A 13,617-nucleotide genomic window follows, 5' to 3' on the forward strand; every position below is an offset into this window, starting at 1 on the left:
GCAGGCAGACTATCCGCCGGTTGTGACGTCGCGCCGCTGGGTTTCGTGACGCCGAGCGGTGACGGATCCGTTCGGCCGTTCGATTACGGCCGGTTGTCGGGGTGTCAATCAGTTGGCGAGGCGATCGAGCCGTCTGCCAGCACCGAACGGCAGGCGACCCGAGGCCCAAGCGCTCAGCCAGGGACCGCGAATCCGTGGATCAACCGCACCTGGTTGGGGGTTCAGGCCGGTGTCACGGTCGGTGCATGACCACTTCCACCCACACCGTCACCGGCCACTGGATCGGTGGCGAGACACTCGCCGGCTCGGCCGGCACCCTTCCCGTCGTGAACCCGGCGACCGGCGACGTCGTCGCCGAAACCCCGGCCGGCACCGCCGCCGACGTCGACCGGGCCGTCGCCGCCGCCCGGGCGGCCTTCCCCGACTGGGCGGCGACCGCCCCGGCGCAGCGGGCCGAGGTGCTGCGCCGCCTGGGCGCCGGCCTCGCCGCCCGCCAGGAGGAGATCGCGGCGGTGATCACCGCCGAGATGGGCTCCCCGATCGGGATGTCCCGGACCGCTCAGGTCGCCTTCCCCGCCGCGGTGATCGAGTCCGTGGCCGGCCTGGCCGACGACTTCGCCTGGACCGAGGAGGTCGGCAACTCGCTGATCGTCCGCGAGCCGATCGGCGTGGTCGGCGCGATCACCCCGTGGAACTTCCCGCTGCAGCAGATCGTCTCCAAGCTGGCGCCGGCGCTGCTCGGGGGCAACACGATGGTCTTCAAGCCGTCCGAGAACGCCCCGTTGACCGCGCGGATCCTCGCCGAGGTGGCCGCGGAGGCGGGCGTACCGGCGGGCGTGTTCAACGTGGTGTACGGCACCGGGGCGGTTGTCGGTGAGGCGATCTCCGCCCACCCGGACATCGACATGATCTCCTTTACCGGCTCCACCCGGGCCGGACGACACATCTCCGAGGTGGCGGCGCAGACCGTCAAGCGGGTCACGCTGGAACTGGGCGGCAAGGGCGCGACCATCATCCTCGACGACGCCGACCTGCCCTCGGCGGTCACCACGGGCATGCTGATGGCGTTCGCCAACGGCGGGCAGGTCTGCGGCGCGTGGCCCCGGATGCTGGTGCCCGCCTCCCGGCAGGACGAGGTCGTCGCACTGGCCGTCGAGGCGGCCCGGCAGCACATCGTCGGCGACCCGACCGACGAGACCACCCGAATCGGGCCGATGGCGTCCGAGGCGCACCGCCAGAAGGTGCTCGGGTACATCGAACGGGGCATCGCCGACGGTGCCCGCCTCGTGCTCGGTGGCCCGGACCGGCCCGCCGGCCTGCCGAACGGCGCCTACGTCCAGCCGACGATCTTCGCCGACGTCGACCCGACGTCCGCGATCGCCCAGGAGGAGATCTTCGGCCCGGTGCTGACGATCATCCCGTATGCCGACGAGGACGAGGCCGTGGCTATCGCCAACGGCACGCTGTACGGGCTGACCAGCGGCGTCTTCGGAGAGCCGGAGCACGCGCTGGCGGTCGCCCGGCGGCTACGCGTGGGCCAGGTAGACGTCAACGCCGGCCACTGGAACCCGCTCGCGCCGTTCGGCGGCTACCGGCAGTCCGGCAACGGCCGGGAGTTCGGCCGCTTCGGTCTGGAGGAGTTCCTGGAGATCAAGTCCATCCAACGCTGAGTCGCCGGGTACCCCGGAACACCACACCGGGGTACGCCTGTTGCAGTCGACGTGCCGGTCCCGCCGGTCCGCCCGGGTGAAGGAGAAGCCAGCCGTGAACCGCGCCGAACTCGCCAGTTTCCTGCGGACCCGACGCGAGGCGCTCCAGCCCGAGGACGTGGGGCTGCCCCGGGGCCAGCGCCGGCGTACCGGAGGGTTGCGGCGCGAGGAAGTCGCCACGTTGAGCGGTATGTCCACCGACTACTACAGTCGGCTGGAGCAGCAGCGGGGTCCGCACCCCTCCGCCCATATGCTCGCCGCGCTGGCCCGGGGCCTGCGGCTCTCCCTGGCCGAGCGGGACCACCTCTTCCAGCTCGCCGGCCACGCCGTCCCGCACCGGTCGGTCCGGGCCGACCACGTCAACCCGGGGATGATGCGGATCCTCGACCGGTTGCAGGACACCCCCGCCCAGGTGGTCAACCACCTCGGCGAGACCCTGGCCCAGACCGCGCCGGCGATCGCGCTGCTCGGTGACGAGACCCGGCACACCGGGCTGGCGCGCAGCGCGCACCACCGCTGGTTCACCGACCCCCGGGTGCGGCAACGGCACCCGGCGCAGGACCACGAGACGCAGAGCGGCCTCCTCGTGGCGCACCTGCACGCGGCGTACACCCGGGATGGCCGGGGTTCACGGGCGGCGACGATCGTCGACGACCTGCTGGCCCGGAGCCCGGAATTCACCCGGCGGTGGCAGGAGCACCCGGTGCCGGGCGGCTACTGCCCGGCGAAGCGCTTCCTCCACCCGGAGGTCGGGGCACTGGAGCTGCACTGTCAGACCCTGGTGGATCCCGACCAGTCCCAGACGCTGCTGGTCTTCACGGCCGTGCCCGGGTCGGAGAGCGACGAGAAACTGCGGCTGCTCTCCGTCATCGGCGCCCAGGTCGTCTGACCCCCGGTCCACGACGCGCCGGACGGTCGCCGTGCGCGCGGCCGTTCACCGGGGCGACCCGTACCGGGCCGGGCTGACGCCCAGGTGACGCCGGAAGTGCCGGGTGAGGTGAGCCTGGTCGAAGAACCCGGTCGCGGCGGCGACCTCGGCCGGCCGCTGCCCCGCGAGGAGCAGCCGACGCGCCAGCTCGACCCGGCGACCGGTCAGGTACGAGTGCGGCGGCAGCCCGTGCACGTGGGTGAACGTACGGACCAGGTGGGTCGGGTGGGCGTGCAGCAGCTCGGCGGCCTCCCGCAGGGTGACGCCCTCGACCGTCCGGGCGTCCAGCAGCTCACGCAGCCGCGTCGCGAGGCTACGCGCCGCCGGCTGCGCGCCGGCCGGAGAGTTCAGCCGTAACCGTTGGCGCAGCCGGTCCAGGATGAGCGCCAGCCGGCTGTCGGCCTCGAACTCGTCGCCCGGAGCGGCGAGCACCTCGTGCAGGCGGTGGACGCGGTGCCGTAGCTGCGGATCGGCGAGGTCCGGACGGTCGACCGCCCGGCCGACCAGCTCGGCGTCGAGCGCCGTGGTGTCGAGGTACAGGACCCGCTTGCGAAAGCCGTCCGGTGTGGCGGAGCGGCCGTCGTGCGCCACGTACGGCGGGAGCAGGGTGACCGACGTCCGCAGCGCGCCGTGGTGGTGCCGGTCCAGGTCGAAGTGGACCGCGCCGTCGTCGACGATCAGCAGCGTCCACACGTCGTGGGTGTGCAGCGGGTACGCGTGGTCCACGAAGTGGGCGTGGAAGACCTCGGTGACCCCGGCGACGGCGGGTCGCCACGCGCTGACGTGGGAGCCTGCCGCCCGGGTGGCCACGCTAAGAACGTACAAGACCCGGCGGTGCCGGGCGGGCAGGCTCGACGTCATGACCGAACCGATCCGCTTTCCCACGAAGATCGCTGTGCTGCTCCGCGACGACCTGGCCGGCTGGCAGCGGCTGAACGTCACCGCCTTCCTGGTCAGCGGCGTCGCGAACGCCGAGCCGGAGTTGCTCGGCGAGGGGTACCGCGACGCGGACGACACCCGGTACCTGCCGATGTTCCGTCAGCCCGTGCTGGTCTTCGCCGGTGACCGGGCCACGCTTACCAGTGCACACTCTCGCGCGCTCACCCGCGGGCTACGCCTGTCGATCTTCACGCACGAGCTCTTCACCACCGGGAACGACCGGGACAACCGGGCCGCGGTGCAGGCGGTCGGCCGCGAGAAGCTCGACCTGGTGGGGCTGGCCCTGCACGGGCCGCGCACCGTGGTCGACAAGGTGCTCAAGGGCGCGACCATGCATCCCTGACCACACCCCGCCGCGGGCCGGCGCCGAGTCCCCGGCGCCGGCCCGCGGGGCGGGCTCAGCCGTCGGCCCCCAGCGCCACCACCGGGCTGACCCGCGACGCACGCCGGGCCGGCAGGACCCCGGCCAGCGCGGTCAGCCCGACAAGCGTCACGAACAGCCCGACCAGGGGCAGCACCGGTACGGTCAGCGGCGCGTTGATCCCCAGGGACTGGACCGCTATCCAGGCGTACGGGACGCCGAGCAGCAGGCCGATAGTCGCACCGATCACCCCGTAGAGTCCGGACTCCACTGTCAGCATCGTGCGCAGACCGGCGCGGGACAGGCCGATCGCGCGGAGCAGCCCGGATTCGCGTACCCGTTCGACCACCGAGAGCGCGGTCGTGGAGCCCACGCCGACGACAGCGATCAGCACGGTCAGGCTGACCAGGCCGACAGCGATCCCGACCAGGGTGCGCACCACCTCGTCGTTGCGGTCCCGCTCGTCGGCGAGCACCACGAGGCCCACGCTGTCGCTGTCGCCGATCGCTGCCCGCAGCGCCCGTACGCCGGCCGTGCGACCGTCCTCACCGGACCCGGCCGCGTCGGCCAGCAGACCGGTGTACGCGGTCGGCACGCCGAGCCGGTCCAGATCGGCCGGGTCGATGAGAACACCTGCGTGCAGCGGGCCGTCGCCGGGCAGGACCGCCGCCACCCGTACGTCGAGTCTGCGCGCCGCGAGGGCGAGGGTGACGGTGTCGCCGGCCCGCAGACCGGAGTCCCGGGCAACCCACTTGTTGAGCACGATCCTGCCGGGGCCGCGATCGGCGAGACTGCCCTCGGCGACGTCCAGGTCACCGCTTGTCGGCAACCCCGTCAGGTCCAGGTCGGTGGCCGGGTATCCGGACTCGGTTTCGCCCAGCTTGTCGGTGCCACGCATCAGTGTGACGTCATCGACCTGCCGGTACGGCACCACCCGCGCCAGCGCGCCGCCAGCCGCCTCGGCCCGGGTCACGACGTCCGCCGGCAGCGCCGCCCCGCCGCCGTTGACCTCGAAGTCTGCGGGCGCCGACAGCGCCATCTCGCGGTCGGCGAGGACCTGCAACGACGCGCCGCCGATCACCACTCCGGAGATCAGTGTCACGCCGAGCGCTACCACGACGGAGACCGCTGCCGCCCGGCGCGGCGCACCACCGATCCCGCCTACCGCCATCCGCCCGAGCGGCCCGAGTTGGCGCAACGGCCAGCCCACCACGGCCAGCACCGGGCGCACCAGCAGCGGCCCGAGGGCCACGAGCGCGAAGAACGCGAACGTGCCGGACCCGACAAGCAGGAGCAGTGGCAGAAGCGGGTCGTACGTCGTCTGCTCCGGCTTCGGCAACTGGCTGATCGTCGCGACGGCTGCCACTACCGCACCGACGGCCAGGAGCAGCCCGAGCACCAGGCGCAGGACGCCGATACCGCGCCGGCCGGCGGTGGTGCTCGCCGCCCGCAGCGCCTCCAGCGGGGAGACACGGGCGGCCGACAGCGCCGGCGCCAGGACGGCAAGGACTGTGAGCAGGACGGCGCCGAGCACCACCGCGGCAGCAGCCACCAGTGGTGGGGGCGGCGACGAGACGTCGTGGCCGGCGGAGCGCAGGATCGCCGGCACCGCGTACCCGAGGGCGAGGGCACTGCCGACTCCGACGACGCCGGCGACGAACCCGGTCAGGGCTCCCTCGGCGGTCATCGCCCTGACCAGGGTGCCTCGACTCGCGCCGACAGCGCGTAGCAGCGCGAGCTGCCGCATCCGCTGGGCGAAGACGATGCGGAAGGTGGAGGTGACCACAAGCGCTGCCGCGACGACGGCGATCGCGACGAACACGCCGACCAGGATGAAGATCGTCGCAACCTCGTCGACCGCCGCGTTGACCTCCGCCTGGCGTACCTCGTCGCCGGTGCGGATCGGCTGGCCGGGGACCGCCGCGGTCACCCGCTGGTGGACGGCCTCGGTCGACTCCCCGGGAGCGACCCGCACGTCGACGCGGTCCACCGCGCTCAGGCGTCCCCACGAGGTCACGGCGCCCTCCGGGGCGTACGCGTCGTAGCCGGAGTCGGCGTTGGTGTCCACGATGCCGGTCACGACGAGGCGGGCGGGCGCGGTGAGTTCGCCGCCCTCGCCACTGACGGTGCTGCCGACGGAGAGCCCGGCCCGCTGGGCGGTACGGGGGGTGATCGCGATCTCGCCGGGCTGGTCCGGGTAGCTGCCCTCGACGACTGTGACGATGCTCAGCGGGCCGCCGCCCGGGTCGGCCTGGAGGTTGAGGTACGCCTTGTCGACGGCCACCCCGATCGACACCCGGCCCACCGCCTCGGCAACACCGGGCACGGCGCGGATCCGCGTCAGGTCCGCGACGGTGGGTGGAGTCTGGTTCACGCTGCCGATCACCAGGTCGGTGACGGCCGGGGTACCGCTCAGGTTGTCCCGCACTGTCCGTTCGCTGATCCCCTGCACCAGCACGGTGCCGAAGACGACGAACGACGCGACAAGGATCGCCAGGCCGGTCAGGATCAGCCGGCCGGGCCGCCGGGCGGCGGCGCTCGTCTGGGTACGCAGCACTGTCGCCCTCATGCGCGGGCCGCCAGATCACGCAGCGCGTCGGTGACCGAGTCGTGGTTCGGCTTGTCGATCTCACCGGCGAGCCGGCCGTCGGCGAGCAGCACCACCCGGTCCGCGTACGCGGCGGCGACCGGGTCGTGCGTGACCATCACGACTGTCTGTCCGAGGTCGCGGACGGAGTCACGCAGGACGGCGAGCACCTCCGCTCCGGATCGGGAGTCGAGGTTGCCGGTCGGCTCGTCGGCGAACACCACCTCGGGGCGTGCGACGAGTGCACGGGCCAGTGCCACCCGCTGCTGCTGGCCGCCGGACAGTTCGCTGGGTCGGTGGCCGAGCCTGTCGCCAAGACCCAACACCCCCACCAGGTGCGCGAAGAGCTGACGGTCGGGCTCCCGGCCGGCGAGGTCCAGAGGGAGGGTGATGTTCTGCGCGGCAGTGAGCTGCGGCAGCAGGTTGAACGCCTGGAAGACGAACCCGATCCGGTCGCGGCGTACCCGGGTCAGCGTACGGTCGGACTGCCTGGTGAGGTCGGTGCCGCCGAGCAGGACCCGGCCGGAGGTTGCCGTGTCCAGGCCGGCGAGGCAGTGCATGAGCGTCGACTTGCCGGACCCGGACGCGCCCATGATCGCGGTGAACTCGGCCCGGCCGAAGCCCACTGACACCCCGTCCAGGGCGCGGACGGCGGTGTCGCCGCTGCCGTACACCTTCACCAGGTTGACGGCGGCGACCGCGGCGTGGCTGGTCTCCGGTAGGGCGTGGGTTGTCATCGTTCCTCCAGTGGCTGCAATGTGACACCGGAAGCGTCGCCGTCACGGGCGGGTGGGCGCATCGGCCCGCAGCCGGGTATCGGCGGCGTCGGGTCTACCTTTCGGCTGATCTGTCATCTCCTTCCGACTGGCTACGCTGGGTCATCATGAGCGCCCCGGATCTTCGACGTTTGTGGGTACGCCTGGCCCAAGCCACCGGGCTCCTGGTCTTCGGGCTGCTCGCTCTCTTCGACCTCACGGCCACCATGTCGGATGCCTTCGGAGCGGCCGCTCTCCTCGTCATGCTGGTGCCGACGGGGTTGGCGGTCGCGACGGTGCCGCTCTGGCTTCCGGTGCACCGGCTGGGCTCCCGCCGGTTGCCGCTGGCCGCCCTGGCAGTCGCCGCCGCCTCACTGGCAGTGACCGCAGGGGGTGTGGTCCTCACCGGCGGTGGCGTCCTGTTTCCCCGCACCTGGGGGCTGGCCGAGTCGGCCGGGCTGATCGGTGTGGTCTTCGTGGTGAGCCGCTGGGGCGCGCCCCGGTTCGCCGTGTGGGCGGCGGTGGCCGCCGGGCTCGCCGTCGCGGCGATGCCACTGCGTGCCGGCACCGACAACCTGCTCGTGATCTTCGGACTGCTCCAGGCGCTCGCGGCGGTCGGTGCCGCCGGGGTGGGACTCTATCTACGGGTGATCGCCGCCGGTCGGGCCCGGGCGATCGCCCTGGTCAGGGCCGAACAGCGTGCGGAGTTCGCCCGTGACCTGCACGACTTCATCGCCCACCACGTGACAGGCATCGTGGTGCAGGCGCAGGGTGCGCGGTTCGTCGCCGAGCAGGACCCGCGTCGGGTGATCGTCGCCCTGGAGCAGATCGAGCAGGCCGGTGCCGAGACGATGGCCTCGATGCGGAGGATGGTGGGGATCCTGCGCAACCCGGACGCACCGCCGGACGCACCGCTGGCCCCGCTGGCCGGCGTGACCGACCTGGCGCCTCTGCTGTCCGGTTTCAACGGCACGGCGAGCGCGCCGGCACGGCTACACGTCGACGGGGACCTGGAGGGACTGCCGGTGGAGGTGTCGACATCGGCGTACCGGGTGGTGATGGAGGGGCTGACAAACACCCGCCAACACGCCCCGGACGCGCGATCGGTGGACGTGTCGGTGCGCCGTACACCGGACTGGTTGCTGGTCCGGGTGGCCGACGACGGCGCGACCCCACGCACCGCGCCGGCCCGTGGGCACGGCTTCGGGCTGCTCGGCCTCACCGAGCGGGTACGCGCCCTCGGCGGCACGATCACCGCCGGGCCCGGTGTCGCCGGTGGCTGGGTGCTCGACGCCGCGTTCCCGCTGCGCCCGGCGGTGACCAGGTGATCCGCGTGCTCATCGCCGACGACCAGGCGATGGTGCGGACCGGCTTCGGCATGATCATCGGGGCGCAGTCGGACATGGCTGTGGTCGGCGAGGCCGCCGACGGGGTCGAGGCTGTCGAGTTGGCCCGACGGCTGCGCCCGGACGTGGTGCTGCTGGACATCCGGATGCCCCGCCTCGACGGCCTCGAAGCCCTGCGGCTGCTCGCCGGGCCGGGCGTCGCCGATCCGATCCGGGTCGTCGTGGTGACGACCTTCGACCTCGACGAGTACGTGCACACAGCGCTCTCCAACGGCGCCTGCGGCTTCCTGCTCAAGGACTCCGGCCCGGCGCTGCTCGTGGAGGCGGTCCGCGCGGCGGTGTCCGGTGACGCGCTGATCAGCCCGTCCATCACGGTACGTCTGCTGGAGCACCTCAGCCCGCCCGCGTTCCCGCACGACGACGCCGGGCTGTCACCTCGGGAACTCGACGTCGTGAAACTCGTCGCCCGAGGCCTGACGAACGCCGAGATCGCCGCACAGCTCTTCATCGCCGTCGGCACTGTCAAGACCCACCTGGCGAGCGTCCAGATGAAACTCCCGGCCCGCAACCGGGTCGAGATCGCCGCCTGGGCCTGGGAGCGCCGCCTCGTCAGCTGAGGACCTTGACCGCCGAGCGTGCCGGGACCATCGGATCCGACGCGCGTCGGCGGATGAGTGGCGCTCGGCTCTGGCGCGGTCGACGACATCTTGGGACGCTAGCGATCGTGTATGACTACGACCTGTTGGTGCTGGGTTCCGGACCCAGCGGTCAGAAGGCCGCGATCGCCGCCGCCAAGCTCGGCAGGCGGGTCGGCATCGTGGACCGCCGCGACATGATCGGTGGGGTGTGCATCAACACCGGCACCGTGCCGTCCAAGACACTGCGCGAGGCCGTGCTCTATCTGACCGGCCTGAGCCAGCGGGATCTCTACGGCAGCAGCTACCGGGTCAAGGAGGAGATCACGGTAAGCGACCTGGCCGCCCGGACCCAGCACGTGATCACCAGGCAGACCGACGTCATCCGCAACCAGCTCGCCCGCAACCGCGTCGCGATGATCACCGGAACGGGGCGTTTCGCGGACGCCCACTCCATCTGGGTGGACGCCGGGTCGGGCCGCGAGTCCAAGGTGACCTTCGACAAGGCCATCATCGCCGCGGGCACCCGCCCGGCCCGCCCGGACAGCGTCGACTTCGACGACCGCACCATCGTGGACTCCGACGGCGTCATCAACCTCCAGGCCGTACCCCGCAGCATGGTGGTGGTCGGCGCCGGCGTGATCGGCATGGAGTACGCGTCGATGTTCGCCGCGCTCGGCACGAAGGTGACAGTCGTGGAGCGCCGCGACCGGATGCTCGACTTCTGCGACGAGGAGGTCGTCGAGTCGCTCAAATACCACCTGCGGGACCTGTCCGTGGCGTTCCGCTTCGGCGAGGAGGTCGCCGCTGTGGAAAAGCACCAGACGGCCGCGCTGTGCATCCTCAAGAGCGGCAAGAAGATCGTCGCCGACACGGTGATGTACTCGGCCGGCCGGCAGGGCCAGACCGACGACCTGGCCCTGGAGGCGGCCGGCTTGGAGGCGGACCGACGCGGCCGGATCGCTGTCGACGCCAACTACCGCACCCCCGTCGACAACATCTACGCGGTCGGCGACGTGATCGGCTTCCCGGCGCTTGCGTCCACCTCGATGGAGCAGGGCCGGCTGGCCGCGCAGCACGCCTGCGGCGAGCCGATCCGTGAGATGCACGGCCTGCAACCCATCGGCATCTACACCATCCCCGAGATCAGCTTCGTCGGGCAGACCGAGGCGCAGCTCACCGACGCCTCGACGCCGTTCGAGGTGGGCATCGCCCGCTACCGCGAGCTGGCCCGGGGCCAGATCGTCGGTGACTCGTACGGGATGTTGAAGCTGCTCGTCTCCCCCGACGACGGACGGCTGCTCGGGGTGCACGTGTTCGGCACCGCCGCCACCGAGATCGTCCACATCGGGCAGGCCGTGATCGGGTGCGGTGGCACTATCGACTACCTGGTGGACGCGGTGTTCAACTATCCCACCTTGGCCGAGGCGTACAAGGTGGCCGCTCTGGACGCGTCCAACAAGATCCGCAACATCACCCGTATCGACGGCTAGTTTCCACCTTCGACCTGGCCTGCGGACCATCCCCGATCACCCGTTGGCGGGATGCCCCGACGGCTGTCCCCGATGCCAGAATTTCCCCATGCGACACGCCATCGTCGGGCGGGACGAGGTGTTCGACCGGGCCTGGCGGCAGCTGGGCCGCCCCGGGCCGGTGCTGGTGGAGGGGCCAGCCGGCATCGGCAAATCCGAACTCTGGCGGGCGCTCGTCGCGCAGGCCAGGCAGGCGGGTTGGCTGGTGCTGAGCTGCGCGCCCACCGAGGCCGAGGCGGAGCTTCCGTACGCCGCCCTGGCCGACCTGCTGCGCCCGCTCGCCGACCGGGTCGCCGCGCTGCCCGAGCCACAGAGGACCGCAGCCGAGGTCGTGCTCCTCGCCGGCGACGTCCGGGAGGCCGTCGACGTGCGAGTGGTCGGGGCCGCGACCCGCTCACTGCTGGAAGCGACGGCGCCGGACGCCCACCCGGCGGTCCTGGTGGCCGTGGACGACGCGCCCTGGCTGGACCGGCCGAGCGAACGCGCGTTGCGGTACGCGCTGCGGCGCGTGGCGGGCCTGAGCGTGTTGGTGAGTCGCCGACGCGGGCGGGGCGATCCCGAGGACGTGCCGCTCGGGCTCGACGAGGGCCGCGACGGCAGCCGGCTCGAACGGGTGGAGCTGCCGCCGCTCGACGTCGGCGCGCTGCACCACGTCCTGCGCGACCAGTTGGGCGTCACGCTCTCCCGACCCATGCTGGTGCGGGTGGCGCGGGAGGCCGGCGGCAATCCGCTGCTGACCATCGAGGTCGTACGCGCCATGCAACGCCTGCCGCGCCAACCCTCGCCCGGCGACGACCTGCCGGTGGCCGCGTCCATGCATCACCTGCTCGCGGACGTCGTCGCCGGGTTGTCCCCCGCCAGTCGTGACGCGGTACGGCTGGCCGCGCTGCTGACAGTGCCCACGCTTGTCGACCTGACGACGGCGGGGGTGCCCGCCACCGCGCTGGACGCCCCCGAGGAGGCCGGGCTGGTCGTCGTGACACCGACGGGCGTGCGGTTCACCCACCCGGTGCACGCCGCCGCCGTACGCGCCGGCATCCCGCCGGGCGTCCGCCGCCGGCTGCACCACAGGCTGGCCGACCTGGTGGCCGATCCGGACGAGCGGGCCCGGCACCTGGCGCTGTGCACAACGGAACCGGACCCGGCGGTCGCTGACACACTCGCCGCCGCTGCCGACCGGTGGCACAGCCGGGGAGCGCCCGACCTCGCCGCCGACCTGCACGACCGCGCCGGCCAGCTCACTCCCGTCGACGATCGGGTACGGCTGGGCCAGCGGCGGCTCGCCGCGGCCCGCTGCAGGCTCGACAGCGGTGACCTGCCGGCAGCCCGGCAGGCGGCCGAGGCGGTGGCGGCCGACTTCTCCGGTGACCTGCGCGCCGAGTCGCTGCTGCTGCGTGCCATCGTCGCCTGGTCCACCGGCGAGGCCGGACAGGCGGCCGTGGAGTTTGGCACCCGAGCACTGGCGGCGGCCCGGCCCGACTCGGCACTGGCCGGCCGCATCCACGCCCACCTGGCCGTCTTCAACGACCACACCGAGCCGGCACGGGCGCACGCCGAGGCCGCCGCCGCGCTGTTGGACGGCCGCGACGACGAACACGACCTGCTCGCCGCCGCGCTGGTCCTGCTCTTCTTCCAGGAGGTACGCCTCGGGCGGGCGCCGCGCACCGACCTGTTGGAGCGGGCTCTCGCCCTGGAGGGCGACAAACCGTCGTGGCTGGCGAGCACGGTGCCGGCGATCTGGTGGAAGTCGATGGACGACGCGGAGCGTGCCCGCAGTCGACTGCGCCAGATGCTCGGTCGGGCCGAGGCCCGCGGCGACGAGCCCCTGCAACACGAGTTGCTGTCGCACCTGGGTGAGGCCGAGTTGCTGGCCGGGCGGTGGGACGAGGCCCAACGGCACATCGCCGCCGCACGGGATCTCGGTGACCAGCTCGGCAGCGGTCTGGTCGCCGAGACCTGGCTGGCCGCCCTGCTGGACGCTCACCGTGGCCGGCTGGCCGAGGCGGCCCGGGTGGCCGAGTCCGGTCTGCGGCTCGCCGAGGAACTGGACGACGACTGGTGCCGGCGCATCCACCAGCAGTTGGCCGGGTTCGTGGCCCTGTCGGCAGGCCGGATGGCGGAGGCCGCCGCCGCGTACACCGCCCTGGCCGCCACTATCGACGCGCAGGGCCTGGTGGAGCCGCTCGCGATGCGCTTCGAACCGGACTGGATCGAGGCGTGTGTCGGGGCCGGCGAACTCGACCGCGCTACGGCGGTGCTGCACCGGCTGGACGCCCGGCACCGCCGGCTGCCGCGGCCCTGGACGATCCTGGGCACCGCACGGGCCCGCGTACTGCTGGACAGCGCCACCGGCCGTGACCCCGGGCCGGCGCTCGAGGAGTTGACGGCAGCGCGGAACGCCGTACCTCCGGATGTTCTCCCGCTGGATCGTGCCCGCTGCCTGTTCGTGGCCGGGATGGCGTACCGGCGGTGCCGCCGCAAGCTGCCGGCGCGGCAGGCGCTGGAGGTGGCGGTGGCGGAGTTCAGCGCGATCGGCGCTGCGGCGTTCGCCGAGCGGGCCCGGGCGGAGCTGGCTCGCGTCGGAGGTCGCGCGCCGACACCCCGGCACCTCACCCCCACCGAGGAGCGGGTGGCCCGCCTGGCGGCGCGCGGCCGGACCAACCGCGCCATCGCCGACGAGCTGTTCGTCAGCCCGAAGACCGTCGAGGCCAATCTGGCCCGCGTGTACCGCAAGCTCGGCATCTCCACGCGCGCCGAGCTGGGTGCGGCGATGACCAGGGCAGACGCGCAAACATAGGGAAACGCCCGATTCCTCGCCGGCCGCC

The 13,617-nt window shown here is 72.7% G+C and carries 10 protein-coding genes; 7 read left to right on the forward strand and 3 right to left on the reverse strand.

Going from position 1 to position 13,617, the window contains the following annotated elements; genetic code table 11:
- Window positions 1-245 precede the first annotated feature (245 nt).
- Window positions 246-1,670 (forward strand): aldehyde dehydrogenase family protein, encoded by a 1,425-nt coding sequence (locus F4558_RS11895; protein WP_167944038.1) that lies wholly within the window; start codon window positions 246-248, stop codon window positions 1,668-1,670.
- A gap of 94 nt (window positions 1,671-1,764) precedes the next feature.
- Complete coding sequence (locus F4558_RS11900; protein ID WP_167944039.1) at window positions 1,765-2,598, forward strand: helix-turn-helix transcriptional regulator; 834 nt, start codon at window positions 1,765-1,767, stop codon at window positions 2,596-2,598.
- Window positions 2,599-2,643: 45 nt separating this feature from the next.
- On the opposite strand, the gene F4558_RS31230 is transcribed toward F4558_RS11900, so the two are convergent.
- Window positions 2,644-3,447 (reverse strand): helix-turn-helix transcriptional regulator, encoded by an 804-nt coding sequence (locus F4558_RS31230; protein ID WP_312877317.1) that lies wholly within the window; start codon window positions 3,445-3,447, stop codon window positions 2,644-2,646.
- A 49-nt stretch (window positions 3,448-3,496) separates the two neighbouring features.
- Between F4558_RS31230 and F4558_RS31235 the strand changes: the two genes are divergently transcribed.
- Window positions 3,497-3,919 (forward strand): DUF2000 domain-containing protein, encoded by a 423-nt coding sequence (locus F4558_RS31235; RefSeq protein WP_053653810.1) that lies wholly within the window; start codon window positions 3,497-3,499, stop codon window positions 3,917-3,919.
- A 55-nt stretch (window positions 3,920-3,974) separates the two neighbouring features.
- Here F4558_RS31235 and F4558_RS11915 read toward each other — a convergent pair whose 3' ends face one another.
- Window positions 3,975-6,506, reverse strand: coding sequence for an FtsX-like permease family protein (locus F4558_RS11915; RefSeq protein WP_053653808.1), 2,532 nt, complete (start codon window positions 6,504-6,506; stop codon window positions 3,975-3,977).
- Entirely contained in the window at window positions 6,503-7,261 is a 759-nt protein-coding gene (locus F4558_RS11920) for an ABC transporter ATP-binding protein (RefSeq protein ID WP_053653806.1), read from the reverse strand. The genes F4558_RS11915 and F4558_RS11920 overlap by 4 nt, the downstream gene beginning before the upstream one ends.
- 146 nt (window positions 7,262-7,407) lie before the next feature.
- On the opposite strand from F4558_RS11920, the gene F4558_RS11925 reads away from it, so the two are divergent.
- From F4558_RS11925 to F4558_RS11940, 4 genes are all read left to right on the forward strand, one after another.
- Window positions 7,408-8,607, forward strand: coding sequence for a sensor histidine kinase (locus tag F4558_RS11925; protein WP_053653804.1), 1,200 nt, complete (start codon window positions 7,408-7,410; stop codon window positions 8,605-8,607).
- Entirely contained in the window at window positions 8,604-9,242 is a 639-nt protein-coding gene (locus F4558_RS11930; protein WP_053653802.1) for a response regulator, read from the forward strand. The genes F4558_RS11925 and F4558_RS11930 overlap by 4 nt, the downstream gene beginning before the upstream one ends.
- 107 nt (window positions 9,243-9,349) lie before the next feature.
- A complete protein-coding gene (gene sthA / locus F4558_RS11935) occupies window positions 9,350-10,753 on the forward strand; it encodes a Si-specific NAD(P)(+) transhydrogenase (protein ID WP_053653800.1) in 1,404 nt (467 codons plus the stop codon).
- 88 nt (window positions 10,754-10,841) lie between these two features.
- On the forward strand, window positions 10,842-13,589 hold the full coding sequence (locus tag F4558_RS11940; protein WP_167944042.1) for an AAA family ATPase: 2,748 nt from the start codon (window positions 10,842-10,844) through the stop codon (window positions 13,587-13,589).
- Window positions 13,590-13,617: the final 28 nt, after the last annotated feature.

It is taken from the genome of Micromonospora profundi (assembly GCF_011927785.1).
GTDB lineage: Bacteria > Actinomycetota > Actinomycetes > Mycobacteriales > Micromonosporaceae > Micromonospora > Micromonospora profundi.

Bases quoted from the DNA above. Each gene is read 5' to 3' on its own strand.
- F4558_RS11920 (WP_053653806.1), bottom strand. From the start codon at position 7,261: ATGACAACCCACGCCCTACCGGAGACCAGCCACGCCGCGGTCGCCGCC.
- F4558_RS11940 (WP_167944042.1), top strand. From the start codon at position 10,842: ATGCGACACGCCATCGTCGGGCGGGACGAGGTGTTCGACCGGGCCTGG.
- F4558_RS11925 (WP_053653804.1), top strand. From the start codon at position 7,408: ATGAGCGCCCCGGATCTTCGACGTTTGTGGGTACGCCTGGCCCAAGCC.
- F4558_RS31235 (WP_053653810.1), top strand. From the start codon at position 3,497: ATGACCGAACCGATCCGCTTTCCCACGAAGATCGCTGTGCTGCTCCGC.
- F4558_RS11915 (WP_053653808.1), bottom strand. From the start codon at position 6,506: ATGAGGGCGACAGTGCTGCGTACCCAGACGAGCGCCGCCGCCCGGCGG.
- F4558_RS11895 (WP_167944038.1), top strand. From the start codon at position 246: ATGACCACTTCCACCCACACCGTCACCGGCCACTGGATCGGTGGCGAG.